The organism is Vibrio barjaei (genome assembly GCF_001639065.2).
GTDB lineage: Bacteria > Pseudomonadota > Gammaproteobacteria > Enterobacterales > Vibrionaceae > Vibrio > Vibrio barjaei.
The window spans coordinates 173,109-192,126 of record NZ_LQXO02000013.1 but is presented as its reverse complement, the minus strand read 5'-3'; the positions used below and the strand labels follow the sequence as shown (position 1 = coordinate 192,126).

Annotated in this window: 16 protein-coding genes; 9 read left to right on the top strand and 7 right to left on the bottom strand. The window is 43.4% G+C overall.

Translation table 11 applies throughout. The annotated features are described in order from the left end of the window. The first annotated feature begins 4 nt into the window (after positions 1 to 4). The 4 genes from AWH66_RS09160 to AWH66_RS09145 are packed head-to-tail and all read left to right on the top strand — an operon-like array spanning position 5 to position 3,942. Positions 5 to 961, top strand: coding sequence for an HlyD family secretion protein (locus AWH66_RS09160; protein WP_063604790.1), 957 nt, complete (start codon positions 5 to 7; stop codon positions 959 to 961). Then, entirely contained in the window at positions 962 to 1,888 is a 927-nt protein-coding gene (locus AWH66_RS09155; protein WP_063604789.1) for an ABC transporter ATP-binding protein, read from the top strand. Then, positions 1,885 to 2,985: an ABC transporter permease gene (locus AWH66_RS09150; RefSeq protein ID WP_063604788.1), complete on the top strand. Its 1,101-nt coding sequence runs from the start codon at positions 1,885 to 1,887 to the stop codon at positions 2,983 to 2,985. Before AWH66_RS09155 ends, AWH66_RS09150 begins: the two co-directional genes overlap by 4 nt. Positions 2,986 to 3,009: 24 nt before the next feature. After that, a complete protein-coding gene (locus AWH66_RS09145; RefSeq protein ID WP_063604787.1) occupies positions 3,010 to 3,942 on the top strand; it encodes a LysR family transcriptional regulator in 933 nt (310 codons plus the stop codon). A gap of 92 nt (positions 3,943 to 4,034) precedes the next feature. Here the strand turns inward: AWH66_RS09145 and AWH66_RS09140 are convergent, their stop codons facing one another. The 4 genes from AWH66_RS09140 to AWH66_RS09125 form a co-directional block, all read right to left on the bottom strand. After that, positions 4,035 to 4,754, bottom strand: a complete 720-nt coding sequence (locus AWH66_RS09140; RefSeq protein ID WP_063604786.1) for an oligogalacturonate-specific porin KdgM family protein — start codon at positions 4,752 to 4,754, stop codon at positions 4,035 to 4,037. Between the two features lie 317 nt (positions 4,755 to 5,071). Then, positions 5,072 to 6,226: a tetratricopeptide repeat protein gene (locus AWH66_RS09135; protein WP_063604785.1), complete on the bottom strand. Its 1,155-nt coding sequence runs from the start codon at positions 6,224 to 6,226 to the stop codon at positions 5,072 to 5,074. 211 nt (positions 6,227 to 6,437) lie between these two features. Then, positions 6,438 to 7,250: a MalM family protein gene (locus AWH66_RS09130; protein WP_063604784.1), complete on the bottom strand. Its 813-nt coding sequence runs from the start codon at positions 7,248 to 7,250 to the stop codon at positions 6,438 to 6,440. Positions 7,251 to 7,330: 80 nt separating this feature from the next. Further along, positions 7,331 to 8,707, bottom strand: a complete 1,377-nt coding sequence (locus AWH66_RS09125; RefSeq protein WP_063604783.1) for a maltoporin — start codon at positions 8,705 to 8,707, stop codon at positions 7,331 to 7,333. A 438-nt stretch (positions 8,708 to 9,145) separates the two neighbouring features. On the opposite strand from AWH66_RS09125, the gene glgX reads away from it, so the two are divergent. Next, on the top strand, positions 9,146 to 11,110 hold the full coding sequence (glgX, locus tag AWH66_RS09120) for a glycogen debranching protein GlgX (RefSeq protein ID WP_063604782.1): 1,965 nt from the start codon (positions 9,146 to 9,148) through the stop codon (positions 11,108 to 11,110). 151 nt (positions 11,111 to 11,261) lie between these two features. Further along, on the top strand, positions 11,262 to 13,025 hold the full coding sequence (locus AWH66_RS26345) for a sensor domain-containing diguanylate cyclase (RefSeq protein WP_063604781.1): 1,764 nt from the start codon (positions 11,262 to 11,264) through the stop codon (positions 13,023 to 13,025). 31 nt (positions 13,026 to 13,056) lie between these two features. On the opposite strand, the gene AWH66_RS09110 is transcribed toward AWH66_RS26345, so the two are convergent. Further along, positions 13,057 to 13,932 (bottom strand): LysR family transcriptional regulator, encoded by an 876-nt coding sequence (locus AWH66_RS09110; RefSeq protein ID WP_063605148.1) that lies wholly within the window; start codon positions 13,930 to 13,932, stop codon positions 13,057 to 13,059. A gap of 140 nt (positions 13,933 to 14,072) precedes the next feature. Then, positions 14,073 to 15,242: a BamA/TamA family outer membrane protein gene (locus AWH66_RS09105; RefSeq protein WP_063604780.1), complete on the bottom strand. Its 1,170-nt coding sequence runs from the start codon at positions 15,240 to 15,242 to the stop codon at positions 14,073 to 14,075. Between the two features lie 371 nt (positions 15,243 to 15,613). On the opposite strand from AWH66_RS09105, the gene AWH66_RS09100 reads away from it, so the two are divergent. From AWH66_RS09100 to AWH66_RS09090, 3 genes are all read left to right on the top strand, one after another. After that, entirely contained in the window at positions 15,614 to 16,069 is a 456-nt protein-coding gene (locus AWH66_RS09100; protein ID WP_063604779.1) for a PACE efflux transporter, read from the top strand. Between the two features lie 112 nt (positions 16,070 to 16,181). After that, positions 16,182 to 16,859: a DUF2057 family protein gene (locus tag AWH66_RS09095; protein ID WP_063604778.1), complete on the top strand. Its 678-nt coding sequence runs from the start codon at positions 16,182 to 16,184 to the stop codon at positions 16,857 to 16,859. A gap of 61 nt (positions 16,860 to 16,920) precedes the next feature. Beyond that, positions 16,921 to 17,523, top strand: coding sequence for an SGNH/GDSL hydrolase family protein (locus AWH66_RS09090; protein WP_063604777.1), 603 nt, complete (start codon positions 16,921 to 16,923; stop codon positions 17,521 to 17,523). An 82-nt stretch (positions 17,524 to 17,605) separates the two neighbouring features. On the opposite strand, the gene AWH66_RS09085 is transcribed toward AWH66_RS09090, so the two are convergent. Then, positions 17,606 to 18,994 (bottom strand): SLC13 family permease, encoded by a 1,389-nt coding sequence (locus tag AWH66_RS09085; RefSeq protein WP_063604776.1) that lies wholly within the window; start codon positions 18,992 to 18,994, stop codon positions 17,606 to 17,608. Positions 18,995 to 19,018 lie beyond the last annotated feature (24 nt).

Genomic DNA, 19,018 nt, shown 5'->3' with positions numbered 1-19,018 from the left:
TTCTATGAAACGGTCGTTGTTCATTGTTTTCTCTATCTTGTTTTCTCTGGTGGGATGCCAAAGTGACGACAATGGCAAAGCACTAGGTACACTTGAGCGAGACCGCATTACATTTTCTTCTACCGCGAATGAGATCATTCGTGAGTTGCCTATTCGTGAAGGGAGTATGGTAAAAACAGGAGATGTTCTAGTTCGTTTAGACACCAAACGGCAAGAAGCTGTATTGGCTCATTCGATAGCAGAAGAAGCCAAAGCCAGTGCTTACTTACTTCGTCTGACCAATGGCGAACGACCTGAAGACATCGCCGCTGCGCAAGCTAAAGTAGACATGGCCCAAGCTCGATTGATCGAGGCTGAAAAGAGCTACTCTCGAGCAGAAGAGTTAGTGCGCAAGAAGCTTGCAAGTCAATCGCAAAAGGACCAAGCGCTGGCGAACCGCGACTCCGCAAGAGCGGAGCTAAACTCTGCAACAGAGGAGTTCTCAAAGTTAACTGCCGGTACACGCCCCGAAGATATCACTCAGGCAGAAGCTGCCTTGGCTGCTGCCACGGCCGATGTTGCCTTGCAAACCCAGCAATTGGATGAGCTCACTATCGTCGCGACGCGTGATGGCGTACTTGATAACCTGCCATACAATCTTGGCGAACGAGTTGCCACAGGTTCCTTTGTTGCCGTGGTGCTTGCAGACCGAGTGCCTTATGCGCGTGTCTATGTTCCTTCATCAGCCAGGGTGAAGTTCGTTCCAGGTATTGAAGTGCCTGTTCATGTGGACGGGTTAGATCAAATACTGACAGGCAAAGTTCGTTGGGTCTCATCCGATCCGTCGTTCACCCCCTATTACGCTCTTACAGAAGATGAGCGCTCACGCTTGATGTATCTGGCAGAAATAGACTTACCCGACAGTGCTCAAACGCTTCCTACCGGAGTACCAGCTCAAGTTGACTTAGCGGGGCTGAAGTAGATGAGCGAGATTGCCGTTACAGCAACCAATATCACCAAAAAGTTCGGTGACTTTACTGCCATCAATGGTATTAACTTATCGGTTCCCAAAGGCAGTATTTATGGATTTCTTGGGCCCAATGGTTGCGGAAAATCGACCACTATTCGCATGCTAACAGGTCTGCTTAGTCCTACCGAGGGGACCGTTAATGTTTTGGGACTGGATATTCCCCAACAGTCAGAACAACTAAGGCTAAAGATTGGTTATATGACTCAAAAATTCTCTCTGTATGACGACCTTTCCGTACAAGAGAACTTGCAGTTCATTGGGCAAATATTCGGAATGAACCGCTCTTTTTGTAATAGTCGCATAGAAGAGCAACTGAGCATCTACGGTCTTTCCAACCTCAAGAAGCAACGAGTCAGTGGTATGAGTGGCGGTCAAAAGCAGCGTTTATCCCTTGCTGCAGCGACCATGCACAAACCCGAACTGCTGTTTTTGGATGAGCCGACTTCAGCCGTGGATCCTGAGAATCGTCGAGAATTTTGGGAGCAGTTGTTTGATCTAAGTGATCAAGGCACCACTATCCTCGTCACCACACACTATATGGATGAAGCAGAGCGCTGTCATCGATTGGCTATTATGGAAGCGGGAGAAATGCGCGCGGATGATGAGCCAGAAGTGCTAATGAATAATATGGGGGTTAATATCATAGAAGTGCGAGCGCCCCAATTACGAGCATTGAAGGAAAAGCTCATCGCTTGTAAAGAGGTTCGATCTGCTGCTCAGTTAGGGATTCGCTTACGAGTACTTATCTATCAATCCGTCGCTGACCCCATCTTATGGCTTAAAACACGCTTCCCTGATTTAGCTCAGGCTGAGCTTACACCTGCAAGACCAAGTTTAGAAGATGTCTTTGTTTCCGTCACAGGTAAGGGCAGACAATGAAAAGCTTAACGCGTATGAGCGCCATCATGGTCAAAGAAGTTCGTCAGCTCTCAAGGGATCGCATTACGTTTGGGATGGTAGTCATGATTCCGCTCATTCAGCTTATTCTATTTGGATTTGCCATGAATACTGACGTGAGGAATATTCCGATTGCGATCGTTGACCAAAGCCAATCAGCCCCAGGGCGAATCATTGTTGAAGCCGTCAAGGTCACGCAGGTGGTCACCGTTAAAGCTCAATATCCAACAGTTGAGGAAGCAGAGGTTGCCATTCGTGAGGGTGTGGTACGTGCGGCGTTAATCTTACCTAACAACCTAACCCAACGTATTACTCATAAGCAGACGCTAGGCCAATGGTTGGTCGACGGTTCCGATACTATGATCAGTTCTGCGCTTTTGGGATTGCAAAACATGCCTATCAAAGAGTTTGCGATTGCAGGCTACCAGCCAAGCTCTCCAAAAACCTTCGAAGCAACCCTACTTTATAATCCAAGTCGCCGATCCGCAGTGAATATTGTTCCTGGACTCTTAGGGGTGATACTGACAATGACGATGATTTTGTTTACTAGCGCAGCCATCGTGCGAGAACGCGAACGAGGTAATTTGGAATTATTGATCACTACCCCCATTCATTCCCTTGAGCTTATGATCGGCAAGATAGTCCCTTATATCTTTATCGGCCTAATTCAGATCTTCATTATTTTAGGTCTAGGTTGGGCGATATTCAGCGTTCCCATAAACGGTCAAGTGAGTCAAATTCTGATGGGAAGTTTGCTATTTATTGCCGCTAGCTTAACTTTGGGCTTAGTGATTTCAACCATCGCGCAGACCCAGTTACAAGCCATGCAAATGACCGTGTTTATCTTGCTGCCTTCCATCTTGCTCTCTGGGTTTATGTTTCCTTATGAAGCGATGCCAAACGCAGCTCAATGGGTCGCAGAAGCTTTACCGGCCACACACTTTATGCGCATGATACGCGGCATTATTTTGCGTGGCGCTGATTTATCTGACGTATGGCGTGATACCGTCTGGCTGGCTGGATTTACCGTCGTCGGTCTTATTGTTGCCGCCTTTAGATTCAAGAAAACTCTCGATTAACAGACAACGACACAGGACGTTGCTATGGACAATAAAAAGCTAGAAAGCAAACCCAACAAGAAGTTTGACCTAAACTTACTGCGAGTGTTTATTTCTACTTACGAAACAGAATCTGTGACTAAGTCAGCAGAGCAGCTCGACCTGACTCAATCTGCAGTGAGCAATGCGCTGACACGCCTTAAAGAAAATGTTGGCAAAGAACTATTCTCGAGAACAGGACGAGGCATCAAACCGACACGCTATGCCAAAGAACTTTACGAGCAGACCCATGACCATATCATGAGTATAGAGAAAGTGATTCAAGGTCTAGAAGCATTTGACCCAAAGAAAACACAACGCACATTCGTCGTATATTGTCATGAAGCCGCTATGTTAAGGCTTCAGAAACGTCTCCATGTCTGTACTACCTATCCAAATATCGAGATCATCTTAAAAGAACTACCTCCCAAAGATGCCAGAATCTACGAAGATCTTCAGATGGAGAAAGTGGATCTAGTTATTGATGTGTCGCCATCAGACAGCAAAGTATTTCAATCAGAATTACTGCACAGTGAAGGGCTAACATGCGTCGCCAGTAAGAATCATCCACGCATACAGCAAGGTAAATTCGATAAATCCAACTATATGACCGAAAGTCATGTTCTACTGAATATCAGGCGCCACAATCTCACATTTGTGGAATGGTTGGTCAGCGAAGTATTGCCACCACGAAAAGTATTTAGCCAACACTCTTCATTGCTTGGAATGCTTCCTTCAGTATCCAATTCACAAGCGATTGCGGTCATACCTTTATCTGTTGCGGAGCAATACAGTGATATATTTCAACTGCAAACTTTTCCTTTCCCATTTGAAACTAAAACCTTTGATTCCTATATGGTTTGGCCAAGTAAAATGAGCCATAACTCTGCCATTACATGGTTAAGACAGCAGATGGTACATCATCTGAAAGAGAGTTAAACAAAGGCGGGTTATAAAAATTAAAAAAGGCAGCACTATGTGCTGCCTTTTCAATTCGGTTTGTCGCCAAGCGACTATGTATTCGATAACGATTAGAAGTTAAACGTTACACCTGCACGGATGCGGTTTTCTGTTTTAGTTTCAAATACACCGTTGTTTCTAGCACCATATGTCTTATCAAGGATCTGATAATCTACGTATGGAGCCCATGTTTCAAAGCCAGTGTACTTAACTTGGAATGTGTGTTCCCACTTAGTATCTGATTTATCAGTACCATTACCTGTGTATGCACCACCGTCTTTTTGGTTGATGTAAGCAGGGTTATACTCAAGTGCGAAGTCGTTTAGGTTATAACCAACCCATAGGTCGACTTGGTTAGTGTCGTTTGTTTTTTCATTTGAGTTTGTGCTGCTAGACGCTGCTTGATAACGGTAACGAGCTGCAGTATAGAAGTTGCCTTCAGCATACGTTGCTTTTAGGTATGGACGGTATTCCATGTGGTCAGAACCGTTCCAGTATACGAAACCAGGAGTTAACGTGAAGTTATCGTTAATTGCCCAGTTGTAGTTTAGTTCTGTTTCGAATGCAGCAACGCTTTTACCAGAATTGCTAAACAGTTTATCACCTTGAGCTTGAGTACCTTCAAGGTGGATTTGCCAATCTTCTGCAAAGTCAAAACCAGCACGTACACGAGTTTCGTAAGTTTTAGCTTCTGTTTTGTAAGCACCACGAACGTCAACGTAGTTTGCGCTTGCAGGAAGGGCTACAGCAGCAACAAGTGCCGCCGCTAATGTCATTTTAAAAGTTTTCATGAAAAGCTCCGTATAGAACAGGAATGCCAAAAGGCATTAATTTAACGTGCGAGCGTTTAGGCCACTGCCAAGCATCCTTAGACGCCACACTAAAACTGAGCTCAGCATATTTTGTTGAGCATCATTTTTGTCAGAGGAATGTCAAAGTAGAGTTTGAAGTGATGAGAATCACATCATAATTGAACCACAAGCTAATTTACGGAACAAAATATTCTCAAATCGATAACAAAAATAGATTATACACCTATTTTTGATTCAAATTAATCATAAATGAAACCACATTAATCATTAACGATGAATTCATACCATAAATACGATTACTGATTGGAGTAAGATGTGTGATAGTTGGAGTAATTGTAATCAGATTCATTCACTTGCATTGAGGTGTCATTATCGGAGGTCGTTTGCTGACTCTCTGAAGATTCCGTATTTGGCTGCTCTTTATTCAAAGTGTCTGCATCTTCAAGTGCAAAAAGAGGTAATTCTCTTTTATAGAGCTTGTTTAATGCCTTGATTAGCGAATGTTTCACCATCGGCCCAAACTGAAGTTTTTTAATGACGGGTTTTGCTAACGATTGAAGTCCCACGACGGAATCCACTCCTAATGTCGAACCCACCGAGTCTCTTGCTGATTTTGCAGCCTCATAACCTAAATAGGCGGACATGAAAAGCCAAATATAAGCGATAGCAGCGCCATTAGGCTTAATGTCTCGCCATGCTTCACCTGCATAATACATAGCTTCCACATTGCCTTTCTCAGCCGCACGTTCTAACCAATAGCAAGCTCTGTCAGTATTTTGTTCAACACCAACACCATTTAGGTAATTCAGACCCAGTTTGGTCATGCCCTCTTCACTTTGCTTTTCCGCGGCTTTTTCAAACCAAAGAGTCGATTGTTTAGGCGATGGTGTTGGGTTATCAGGAGAAATACTCCAGTCGCCCATATAGAGAATGGCCTCTAAATTTCCTTCTTCAGCAACTTCTTGGATGGTAGAGACACCTTTGGGAATATTGCGCTCGGTACCTCGCCCATAAATTAAAGCCTTAGCGGCTTCAAATTTGGCATGAGAATCCCCTTCACTACCAGCAATACAAAGGCGCCAATAGTTTGCTTGCTCACGTAATACCAAGTCTTCGCGCTTTTTATCACTGAGACGAACAATGCCGTACATCGCCGTGACGTTATCCAACTGCGCACCTTTATGGTACCAATACAGCGCTTCTTTCACATTCTTGCGTTCGGCTTCTTTCGCTAAATACAAAATTGTAGGTACATGGCCCGTTTCCGCTTTATAAACACGCTCTTGCCTTTCTTGTTGACGCGCTTTTTCAATAGCACGTCGGTAGGCAGCTTCACGCTCAAGACGCTCTTGCTCCATCCTCTTGCGTCTCAAGGATAACGAGAACATCCAGATAAATGCCAAGATGAGCGAAAGACTGGTTGCACCTATTGCAATAGAAAGTGTCGACATTGATTAATAGCTTTTTGGGTAACGGTTACTCTATATAGTAACGGCAGGAAGGGAGATTAATTAAGTGATATAGGCGATCTATTACACGCTTTTACAACTTAGTTTGGAGAAATGACGTTGGCTGAATATCTGTTTAGAGAAAAAGCCTCGAACCATTGCCACTTCCTATACCGAGCAGAATGATTCGAGACGGGGTAAATTCTAAGTTATCTTACTTACGGCTGTTAATTGCTTTAACAAACGTTTCCTGAGCACCTTCGACGTTAAGAGCTTTCGCTTCATCTAGCAGGCTCAGAGCTTTAGGGATGTTGTCCTCGGCAACGGCTTTTTGGATCGCTCCGAGGTAATATTCTTCACTCGTTGCAGCTTCAGGGACATATTCCTGCTCTTGAACTGCACGCTTGGTGACCATGTCGTTAGCGGATACTTCGACTCTAATTAGTCCATATAAACTATGATCGACTGTTGGATCTGCTATTTCTGGCGGTACTGTACTTTTTGCTTCGGCAAAGATTTTTGCAGGATGCTTTACCATAGAGGTTTCCGCTAGATCAGATTTTGTTGTATAAACCAGAATATGTAATTTATCTGAACCGAGCTTAGGAATGACATTGACTTTCTGAACGAATTTATTCGGTTCTAGCGCACTTGATTGAACGTAAACCGCATTATTAAAACTCTGGTCTACTAGTGTATTGCCAAAGTTATCTGTGATTCTAACTGAAGGGGCATAAAGAGATTTTTCATCTTGTACTAGGCTCTCAACAACAATATCTAAGCTGCCTCTTGAGCCATCTACTTCAAGTCCAAATACAGGTCCATCGCTAAAGTCACTCAAAAGAAGCTGTGTATCTTTGTTTATTACAGCTTCGATATCGACAGGTAATTTTGCTTTTTTCCAGCTTACATTTTCAGCATTAGTAACAACTTGTTGACTGGCATCCACAGCACTCGATACTACTTGCGTATTAGAACAACCAGCAATAGCAACAGTTGTTAAAATTGGTAACCACCAAAATTTCATGAATAACCTCCAACTTTGAAATAATAAACACAGCCAGAACTATCTGGCTGTGTTGTTTGTTTTAGCTTAATCGGTACTTATTACCACCAAGCTTCAACTTGTACGCCAACCATAGTTTCTGCTTTGTTGCCGTTATTATCGACATCTACTTTATCACCAGAATAATGAGATACGTATGCACGGATTGATGGACGAGCCCAGAAGTTAGACCCCGCATTCCACTCTTGAGCAAGTGTCACTTTTGTTAGGTCTTGCCAATCGTTACCTTCAGTACGCTCATTTGCATAGCCCAGCTCTAAAACAGTGGCTAAATGGTCGTTCCATTTATAGCCAGGGCGAACAACGGCGTTGTAGAAGTCTGTTTTACCAGTAGAAATCCAAGGTGTTGCTGCCTCATCAATATCTTTTGAACCATAGATGAACGAGTAACCCATGTTCCATTTCTCTTGCTCAATTACACCCCAATCAATAAAGCGATATCCTTTACCTTTTTGCGCGCTCATGCCTTCACCAGCATGATTATCAAAACCACCTACTGCGAGGCCATCGGTACCATATTGAACAATGAACTTATTGAATCCACCGAAAAAATTGCCTTGAGTATGTTCAAAAGTAAACAACATACCATTTTGCTCAGCTAAGCTTGAGTTAGCCATAGAACCCGGGTTGCTATCTAAGTTTGCTTTCTGTCCGTCAGATAAGCTAGGCATACCATATATGAAACCTAGGTCGATTGAGCCATTTTCGTTTGCTTGAATACCTGATAGACGGAAGTCTGCCTTATAAGAGCGACGCCAGTTATCACCGGACAGTCCACCGTCGTAGTCTCCATCAATGACAGGGTTACCATCGCTATCAGTTACGATGTTACCACTATCATCTAGTTTGTAAGTACCTGACTGCCAATCCTCTGAAGACATCGTTACTGCAGCAGAGAAATTACCAAACCCTGTATCGATATTTTCAAAACCTGCACCATAACCAGAATTATTCAAGTAGTAAAAGTCTAAAATGTGAATATCTTTGCGTTGGTAAAAACGCTTACCCGCCCAAATTGTGTAGTTTTCAAAATCACCTTTTGCATAAGCTTCACGAAGTGCAGTGTTACCACTGTCCCATGGACCGCCGTCACCCACACGTTGCATTGAGTTGCCTTGACGGTCTACGTTACCTTCTTGACTCGCGTAAGAAATGCGCGTGTGAATAGAAAACTTAGTATTATCCTTCTCATAAACGCCTTTACCCAACGCAATCTCAGCGTAAGTATCGACTTCGTCACCTAGACGACCAACAGCGTGGCCACTACCACCGTTGCCGTATGACGCCGCTGCACCACCAGCGGCATTCATGCCAATGCCAGCACGCATATAGCCATTAAACTCTAAATCGCTTGCAGTCGCTTGACCAGCAGCCAACACACCCACCACTGCAGCAGCAATTACACTTACTTTTTTCATTAGAAAACTCCGTTTAACTTATCGTTATATTCAATTTCATTTTCCAAAACGCCGCAGAGGCAGTACTGATGCGTTTAGGTCTGAAATATTTATCGGTTTAGGGTCCCGAGTTGATTGAACGGTGTCAGATTAACCAAGTAGTAAGTGCGATACGTCCTCCACCCTGAAGATTGTTAAGGGGGATGAGAAAGGATGAGAAAAATAACCGTATGGTGTTTTTTAAGGATAAGTCACAAAAAAAGGGGGGAGGAGTAGCGGATTTGGTAATGTTTTGACGCACAAAATACGTCTTACATCACTTTTTACAAAATAACGCCAAATAAACTGAAATTAAATTACATTTAAAATTCTGTGATCTTAACTTGACCTAATGTTTACAAAGCTATTAACTATTGAAAGTTAAGTAATGTCATTCACGAACAAATAGAAAAAAATCTCATGACACAACATCAATCAAGCCCATATCCATTAGGGGCGACGCTGGATAAACGAGGATGTAACTTCGCAATCCATGCTCCAGATTGCCCAGATATCCAATTAGCTCTCTTTGATGACAACGATAATATTCAATTGTTCCCGCTCCCTAATGAATATGCTGGAGTCAGGCATACCCACATTAGCGAAGTCACTGCTGGGCAACGTTATGGTTTTGTCATAGAAACGTGTGAAGAGCGTCATTTCATATCAGACCCGTACGCAAAATCGTTGGACAGAGCTCTGCATTATATTCCTCCTTTTGATACATCAAAGAGCTTCGAATTACCGAAATGTGTGGTCATTGCTGACGACTTCGATTGGCAAGACACTGAGCCACCAAGAATTCCTCGCGAAGAAATGGTGCTATTTGAGACTCATGTAAAAGGCTCCACTAAGCTCAATGATAAAGTCCCATCGCAGGATAGAGGCAAATATCTAGGCTTAGTCAGCAAAGAGATGCTAGCGTTCTATAAGAAACAAAATATCAACTCTATACAACTGCTCCCTGTCGCCGCCTGCATGCACGAACCTCATCTGCTCAATATGGATAAGGTCAACTACTGGGGCTATAACCCATATGTCTTTATGGCACCAGATCCGCGCTATGCAGATTCAGATGCTGTCCTAGAGCTAAAAACAGCTATTCGTGAGCTTCACCGCCATGGTATTGAAGTCATTCTTGATGTGGTCTACAACCATACTGCGGAGGGCGGAGATAACGGAGCGGTCTTCAATCTAAAAGCCTTGGACTCTAAATTCTACCTCCGTCATGGCGAGTTTTTTGCTAACTTTACCGGTTGCGGAAACACGGTTGATCTCAATTATCAGCCAGCACTCAACCTTGTTATGGATACACTCCGTTATTGGGTTCAAGAGTTCAACGTCGATGGCTTCCGTTTTGACCTTGCTGCGACACTCGGTCGTAACGGAGATAACTTTAACCGTGACGCTGCCTTCTTTAGAGCTGTCGCGCAAGATCCTGTATTAAAACAGACTAAGTTAATTGCAGAGCCATGGGATATCGGTCCTAATGGTTATCAAGTCGGTAACTTCCCATTTGGTTGGAATGAGTGTAATGATCGTTTGCGAGACATTACGCGGAGTTTCTGGCGGGGCGATCAAGGTTACTTGAAAGAGTTCGCTACCCGATTAATGGGTTCTCGAGACCTATACAGTGCGGCAAATTGGCCATATAAACTGACCGTCAACTACATCACTTACCATGATGGTTTCACCATGCAAGACTTGGTGTCATACAAGCACAAGCATAATGAGGCCAATGGTGAACAAAACCGTGATGGACATGGTGACAATCGCTCAGACAACTATGGTGCAGAGGGCAACACAGATAACCCAGTCATCCTGACAACTCGCGAGAAGCAAAAGCGTAACTTTATGGCAACGCTGCTATTCTCGTTTGGTATTCCCCATATTTTGACCGCCGATGTCCTCTCACACACCCAAAAAGGTAATAACAACGCCTATTGCCAAGACAACGAGATCAGTTGGTTAGACTGGAGCTCAAACGAACCGAAAGAGCACTTCAGGCAATGGCTAGCAGACATGCTTGCCGCTCGCCAAGAGTATATGGTGCCTTTCATCCGCGCATTTAGCGGTGAGAAGCGTAACGACAATCGCATCTTCTGGAGCCGCGTGGATGGAAAATTAATGAGCATGGAAGATTGGAATCGACTCAGTAGCGTCGCTCTACATATTGGTATTGGGGATGACGGCGATGAGATGGTTTACTTGATTAACCAAACCAAAGCACCCGCTCGTTTTACCTTACCAAACGATCGAAATCAGACTTGGAAGACCATTTGCGACACGCATATTGCAGAGTCGGAAGTAGGACATGCTGAAGGCGAAATCTTACAAGCCCCTATGTCGATGGCTATTTTGCATTTCTCTCCAACAGATTCATGATCCAGTGTTAATTGATCAGTCAATAAGAGGTTGTTTTTCAACCTCTTATTTTTATCAATTGATCTCTACCAACTTTACGTCAAATAATTGTTTTGTATCACTTCTCTAAGACGTAGTACCATCTCGGCATGCTCAATTGGTTTAATACAATATGTTTCTGCCGAAAATCCTATTAAGAGCCCTAAAACCGCTCACCTTTGCTCTTATTGCAGCGCTTATTTTTATCTCCTATCAGCAATATCAACATTCTCTTCAACTCGCGAAATCTCAATCTCAGTCCAATGTAAAAATGGCAACGGCACTGGTTTGGTCACAAATTGAAGCGACCTTTGCAAAAGTGGATTTACTGCAAAAGCATATCGACGACCCGCGTTTTGCTTCACTTGTTACACAAACACTAGACAACACATACCTGTATAAAAGTATTAGTGTATTCGACCCGGTCGCTCAAACTTATGTCGATAATCAAGGAGAAGGTATTAGCGAGCAAACAAAGTCATCGATTCAATGGCACTCCTTCGATGCCCTTTCACATCAATATGCCGTGTCTACCTTGTACCAAAAGCTCGATGGGTTATGGGTATTTGCTATTAAGCAACAGATTAGTCAACCAAGATTGGAAGTTTGGTTTGAGGTAGACGCTCAACATATCACTCAATATCTGGCAAATATGAAAACGCTGAAAGAGGGCTATGTCTTTGTAATCGATGGCACCAATGGCCGACTTATTTTCCACCCTAACCCTCTAAGAATCGGCACAGAATCCATCAGCTATCTAAAGGGGCTAGAACAGAAGATCGCCTATGGACAAACAAGAGGTAGCTACGAATACCACTACAATGGCGAACTCAAAGTTAGTATGTTTGACGCTAGAAATCCTATGAACTGGATATTTGTTTCTGGGACAAGTCGAGCAGACATTCTGTTTACGTCTTATCAAATTTCATTGACGGCATTAGTGATATTAGCGCTGTTGTCGCTTGCTTTGTCTATTAACTACATCAGCTACCAGCTCAATCAATCCTTAGCAAAGCTTAATCAAGCGCCCGATATTGCCCATTTCAAACACGATTTGCGCGCCATTTTTGACCGTTTTATCTTCCATAAAGGCGTACAATTTTGCTTATACGAGCAAGAGACTGGGAGTTTTAAAACCGTCGATTTTCATGGTAATACCAAAGTGATTCATCAATGCCAGTCATTGCCATCTATCTTCACCTCACGTCAATTGAACTATGTATATAACAGCAACAATGATGCTTTGGCGAGAAAGCTCCAAGTGAATGGACGTCATTATATTTTGCCGCTATTTCAGAGAGATACTCTGATAGGCGTGATGTATATTAAGAGTGCATTTTTTGCCTTTGATGGTGTGATAAGGGCTATTCGAGATTTCTCTGAAGTCGCCCTTTCAAATTTACTGCTGTTCCAATACCTTAACGATAAAGATTCTCTTACCGGGCTGGATAACAAACTCACCATGCGTTCACAGTTGACCCTGCAATTGAGAAATTCTAGCGCTTACTTTGCGCTGGTCGATATCAATGGACTAAAAAGAATCAATGCTGACTATGGCGATATGATCGGAGATACGATTATTTTGTATGTCGCAGACATCATCAAACGCAGCTTCCCGAAACCAAAGTCGCATTGCATTGCTCGCTATGAAAGTGGACTGTTTGCAGTGCTATTTGAGGCCAACGACAACGTCGATGCCAAAAAGCAGCTTGAATGGTTAAGACAGTTGATAGAAAAGCTGCCATTGAACATCCATGATGAATGGATTAAAGCAACCGTGTCCATTGGCGTTACAGCAACAGGGGATAGCACAGATGGCATTATTGGCAGAGCGACTCAGAGCTTGCAGCAGGCTAAATTAAAAGGTCGTAATCAAGTCCACATTCATCAAGCATAAAAATAGCCCCTCGATTGAGGGGCTATTTTACTTAGAAGACACCAAGCATCTCGCATAAGTACTTAGCAGCAGGCCCTAGCCTCGTATTGGACTTCCAAAGTACATCCGCTGAGTTCATCATTTCATAGCGCTGGAATTCAGGTCTAAAGTCAATCAATGTACCCATCGCTTGTTTTTCAACAGTGAAATCTTTAGGCACTATCGCCCAGCCGATCCCCTGCTCCACCAGCTTGATCACGTCTTCTTGATCGTCAGCTTGCCAAATATCTTGAGAGAACGCGCCCTGAGCTTGAAGTACGGTATTCTGCATCATGCTGCGACATACTATTTGTCGCTCACCGATTAGAGTTTCATTACTTACTTGTTGCATGTCAGCAAAAATCGAATCCGGACTACAAATGCATACCCACTCAACATTAGCGATAGAAACGAAGTCTAACCCTTCAGGTACCGCATCCGCCGCTAGGTTGAAGCCAAGCTCCACTTCATCTTTGATAATCGCATTGGTGAGATTGTGAGCTGCGATCCTCGAAACGTCGACTTGTGTGAAAGGGAAACGTTGAGACATTTTCTCAATTGCGGATTCCAACAAAGTGAATGGCAGTAACGGGTCAATAGCGATCTTAAGTGTATCTTCAACACTATCAACGCTAGCTTGCGAATAATTACGAATTCGTTCAGCTTGTCTTAAGAGCACCTTAGCTTGCGACAACATTCGCTCACCTTGCGGCGTCAGCTTAGGGTACTTGGTACTGCGATCGAAAAGCGTAATCCCAAGATCGACCTCCAGATTATTGACACCAATGCTCACTGAGCTTTGGCTTTTTCCTAAATGCCTCGCAGCAGCAGAAAATGAGCCTTGTTCTGCCGCAGCGACAAAAGCAACAAGCTGTTCAATGTTCAGCATACCCAACCCTTTGACTATATTATTAACAAGCGCACTATCGTAAAACAATAGCACAAAAATTGCACCCAAGGATAAACCAAAACAATAATGCCAGTACCGATTATTTGCGCTATAAATCAATAAAATGGCTGAGATGGCAACTAGAAAGCTTCTCCAAATCGGATATAAAAGCTGGTATTACCCATCTTTGATACCGCAGCGTCTACACCAACAGTAAACCGCTCCTTGGCATTCAATAAGTAACGAACACCGACGCCAGCCGACGGCACAACTTCAGACTGAACTGAGTGCGTGTAGTAACGGTCCTGATTACCAATCACCGCCGCACCCGCGAAAGCCACACCGCTCCACAGTGTGGAGAACTTATGCCTATACTCAATTTCAGCTTGGTACACTGAACTGCCTCGATATTTATTCCAATCGGCACCACGTAAACTAGGAGTAACAAACTCATATTCTGGCGTATCACCTAACATTTCCTTACCCATGACTCGATAAGCCAGCACATCATCTCCAATAGGAAAATATTGACTGATTTCAGCATCCAGCCTGGTAAAGCGTTTTCCAGTTCGTTTGTCTCTAGAATAGTGCAAGGTACTCAAATCAACGTTTAATCCCTGCGTCGCCCCCATCATATTATCGCGAGAATCATAGGTCATAAGTAGCCCAAGCGCGCTATTGCTACCACTCATTTCTTGCTCAAACGCTTTTTTAATTTCTGGATCGGTATGTTCATTAAGGTTCGCGTTACCACCACTCCACAAACCCTGCACACCTAAGTACAGATCATCAATGATTTGCTTACGTACCTCTGCGTAAACAAAGTTGGAATAGGATGAATATTGGGCGGCTTTAGGCAACTGCATTCCGACGCGCCCTGTGTATTTCAAATTGAGGCCAAAGTGTCCAGCATAGAAACCCGCACGCCACGCATCATGCGCGAAAACATGTTCATGTCCTATGATTGCCATGCCACTACCCGTGTCAGTGTATTGACCGTAAAACATACTGGTAGAGGGATTTTTCGCGCCTTCGGCTCGGTCGTGGAGATACATGGCATTAACGCCAAGACCGAGACCAAGTGCATCATCAGTAATTGGAACAGGAAAGGCGGCGAACTTGCGGTCAGGAAGTTCATCTGACGTTTCCACCGATTCTTCGGGCTTGTTCTGAGTCTCTGTTGAAGTCTTCGATTCGCTCGCATCGCAATGGGGGGCAAAAGCTAGGATTGATATAGCCATCAAAGTCGATGAAAAGTTTGGCGTGTTCAAATGGAATCTCTGTGCGTTATTGAAAATCGTACGTAGCACTTAGATTCCATTCTTTTGAGACCATTTAGGCTCATTGAGTGCAGTTTGGTGGAGGTAACACCAGTCGACATCCTACTAAATATTAGTTTGAGGAAAAAGACCAAGTATCCGCATAGTTAATAGGTAATTTTCAAAACTGGCAATTCAGAACAAACAATAGTCGCTCATATATATATTAATAACACCCACAATGAGCAACACATTCATTGAAATTATTGAAAACGTATATTTAGATCATATTCTTACGAAAATATGGCATTAGAGTCATCACTCCTCCGACCAATTCGAAAATATAATAGATCGATCTTCAAAATGTAATATTTTTTTTATAAAGTTTGCGTAATTCGATGAGATGTGAAGGAGAGCACATTGTGAGTTCAAAAAATGTAATGAGAAGCCCAGCGGATAGATTGAGACATACCATTTTGTTCGAGCTATTACTGTTACTTATTGCAGCACCAATTTGTATGTTTGTTTTTGGAGCAAACGTAAAAACCGCAGCGTTAACTGCATTTTCGTTGTCGTTGATCGCGATGGTCTGGAACTACATTTACAATTATGCTTTTGATCGAGCTTTGATTTACTTACGAGAGACATCAAAAAAGACCCCCACTCAACGTGTCTACCACGCATTACTGTTCGAGTTAGGGTTACTAATCGCGACTATTCCATTGTTGGCATGGAGCTTAAACCTATCATTAATCGATGCCGTGCTAGCTGACTTGGGCTTCGTAATTGTGGCTCTATTTTACGCCTATTTCTTTAATCTGGTTTACGATGCAGTATTTCCGATCGTCGACGACACCAATGACAAGCATGCATTGTAATTTTTTGATTAAATTCCATATTAGTATTGCGGCGAAGATTGCAATCAATCCATAACATAGGCAATCTAGTGTACGCTAAACTATTAGAATAATTCTGCTAGGATAAAATAAAATGAAAGCTTCTAAGATTCTTGCTTGTGCATTACTCGCTGGTTGCAGCACCATGGCTGTTGCTGATGTGACGATCAAAATCCCGGACTCTGTTGATCTACTATCAGTCAATGCTGGAGACCCCGAGACAAAATCCAACGGTTTCTTCTCTTCTGGCAAAACCGCTACGCTTCCAGATGGTGTAAACCAAATTGTATTTCGCTTCGAACCTTTGTTTGATTTGAATCGAGAAGAACGTGTGACGGTTCCAAGCAAAGCAATCATCGCTCGTTTTGATGCTAGCAATACAGAACTCACGCTAGAAGTGCCTTCCTACCAGAATGAACGTCAGGCTAAAAAGGACATTGATAGCTTTCAATGGTCTTTGGTTGACGCTAATGGCAACGCAATCCCAGTCACTCAAGATAAGCTGATTAAAGATGGTATGCAGATCGGCCGTGATTACAACCGAGAAGCAGAAGATTACAACCGCAAAGGTGGCGTAGCCGCTATCGCTGCGGCTGGGGCAGTTGCAGCGGTCACACTTCCAGCAACGCTGCCTGCAGACCCAGCAAATGCAGAAATTGCCGTCCCTGGTGGTGCCGCTGATAATACTGCTGAAGAGATGCTCATCTTCTGGTACAACAAGGCAGATGCAGACACTAAAGCTCGCTTTAAAGAATACATCAGCAGCAACTAATCTAATTTATTCAAAAGCCGCTCTTAATAGAGCGGCTTTTTCGATCATACGAGAATTATACGTGAAAAAAATCGTCCTATTGGGTGACAGCTTGACGGCTGGATGGGGCCTAGCCAGTAATCAAAATTGGTCAGATAAACTCATTACAGCCCATCCTAATATTGAGTTTATCAACTGTGGTGTTCCCGGTGACACGACAACAGGAATGTTATCTAGATTCAAACCACAAGTTCTAGACCAAGCTCCAGATGCCGTTATGTTGTTTGGCGGGTTGAACGATCTTAACTGGGGCACTGATATCAGTGTAGTTGCCAGTAATCTCAACGCTATGATTGCCCAGTCCCAACATCATGGTATCCAACCCATTTTGCTCGTTACTTCTGCTATCGACCCAGTTGGTTCTCTCCCAATGTTTGGCAATAGTAAGGACACCGTTGAAAACATTCGCGGTGCCATTAAGCAGTTGAGTCAAAAACACGCCAAAAAGCTGAAGGCAATGTATAGCAGCGGAGAGAATGGTCTTGAGATCGTGGATATCTACCAAACGTTTGAACAATATGCATGCGAAAGAGACTACGCATCGCTATATCAAGCTGATGGAATTCATTTGTCACCGCTTGGCGCTCAACTTATTTATAACGCACTGGACGAAATAAACTGGTAAGCAAAGGGGTCATCAGTACACACTGATGACCCCTTTCTGTTTACGACTTATTTGATTATTTAGTCAACTCGTTGACGTTAGACTATGCCCAAAAGCTCATTGCAATAATGGTCAAAGCGCCGATACAAGCGATATTCAAGATAATACCAATACGCATCATCTCTTGCTGTTTAATATGACCAGAGGCAAAAACAATCGCATTCGGAGGTGTCGCTACCGGTAGCATAAACGCACAAGAGGCTGCCACTGCAATTAACACCGACAAAATAACTGGTGACATTCCAAACGCTTCAGCGACACTCGCAAAAACTGGAATCAGCAACGCCGCACTCGCCGTGTTGCTGGCAAACTCAGTTAAGAAGACAACAAACGCCGCAATCACTAAAATAATCACCAACATGTTGAACTGAGAGATCATGTCACTTAATTCATTGGCAAGGAAAACACTCGTTCCTGTCGCCTTAAGGACATTACTTAAACAGATACCACCACCAAACAGCAGTAAGACACCCCAGTCTGCGGTCTTCTCAATATCCTTCCAATGAACCACTCGAGCAAAGTTCACCGCAACAATAGCGCCAAGAGCAACGATGGTGTCAAACTTCGCATACCCGCCCAACATTGCATTGATCGGTTTGCTGAATATCCATAAGAATACCGTAAGACCAAAGATAAGCAGCGTGACGACTTTCCCTTTGTCCCAATTCACTTGCTCATGATTGATTTCGAACTCACCATCAAGCTTAGGTTTTAATACAAAGAACAAGACAGCTAATGCAATAGGTAGCAGAATAATTGATGTTGGTAAGCCAAATGCCATCCAATCAGTAAAAGAGAGCCCTACTTCTGCCGCGGCGATCGCGTTAGGTGGACTACCAACCATTGTTGCAATACCACCAATACTTGCACTATAAGCAATGCCAAGTAGTACAAACACATACGTGTTATGACCGCTTTCTTCATTCACTTTACTTAATACACCAAGCACCAATGGCAACATCATTGCCGCCGTAGCGGTATTACTGATCCACATAGATAAGAGTGCAGTAACACCAAACAGCATGAACACCGCAACACTCATCTTGCCTTTTGCCATCACTAGCACTTTATCGGCAATAACCTTATCTAAACCTTGTCTATGCATAGCCGCCGCTAGTGCAAAACCACCCAAAAACAAAAATATGATGGAATTGGCAAAGTTATTCAAAGCGGTCTGCGTATCAAACACACCGAACAAAACCGCAATCACCGGCACCAATATAGCAGTCACTGTTACGTGAAGCGCTTCGGTCAACCACAGCACAGCAATAAACGCTAAGATACTAATTCCCAGCACAACGTTTGGTTCAAACGGTAAGGTGTAATAGAGCACAGCAAACAGCAAAACGTCGGCAAGAATAATCATGCTGTTACGGTTAAAGAACCACTCTCGGGTATTGGAGGGTAAGGGGACACTATCGTTTCTATTCATTATTATGGCTTCCTTTGATTAGAC

Bases quoted from the DNA above. Each gene is read 5' to 3' on its own strand.
- AWH66_RS09160 (WP_063604790.1), top strand. From the start codon at position 5: ATGAAACGGTCGTTGTTCATTGTTTTCTCTATCTTGTTTTCTCTGGTG.
- AWH66_RS09155 (WP_063604789.1), top strand. From the start codon at position 962: ATGAGCGAGATTGCCGTTACAGCAACCAATATCACCAAAAAGTTCGGT.
- AWH66_RS09150 (WP_063604788.1), top strand. From the start codon at position 1,885: ATGAAAAGCTTAACGCGTATGAGCGCCATCATGGTCAAAGAAGTTCGT.
- AWH66_RS09145 (WP_063604787.1), top strand. From the start codon at position 3,010: ATGGACAATAAAAAGCTAGAAAGCAAACCCAACAAGAAGTTTGACCTA.
- AWH66_RS09140 (WP_063604786.1), bottom strand. From the start codon at position 4,754: ATGAAAACTTTTAAAATGACATTAGCGGCGGCACTTGTTGCTGCTGTA.
- AWH66_RS09135 (WP_063604785.1), bottom strand. From the start codon at position 6,226: ATGTCGACACTTTCTATTGCAATAGGTGCAACCAGTCTTTCGCTCATC.
- AWH66_RS09130 (WP_063604784.1), bottom strand. From the start codon at position 7,250: ATGAAATTTTGGTGGTTACCAATTTTAACAACTGTTGCTATTGCTGGT.
- AWH66_RS09125 (WP_063604783.1), bottom strand. From the start codon at position 8,707: ATGAAAAAAGTAAGTGTAATTGCTGCTGCAGTGGTGGGTGTGTTGGCT.
- glgX (WP_063604782.1), top strand. From the start codon at position 9,146: ATGACACAACATCAATCAAGCCCATATCCATTAGGGGCGACGCTGGAT.
- AWH66_RS26345 (WP_063604781.1), top strand. From the start codon at position 11,262: ATGTTTCTGCCGAAAATCCTATTAAGAGCCCTAAAACCGCTCACCTTT.
- AWH66_RS09110 (WP_063605148.1), bottom strand. From the start codon at position 13,932: ATGCTGAACATTGAACAGCTTGTTGCTTTTGTCGCTGCGGCAGAACAA.
- AWH66_RS09095 (WP_063604778.1), top strand. From the start codon at position 16,182: ATGAAAGCTTCTAAGATTCTTGCTTGTGCATTACTCGCTGGTTGCAGC.
- AWH66_RS09085 (WP_063604776.1), bottom strand. From the start codon at position 18,994: ATGAATAGAAACGATAGTGTCCCCTTACCCTCCAATACCCGAGAGTGG.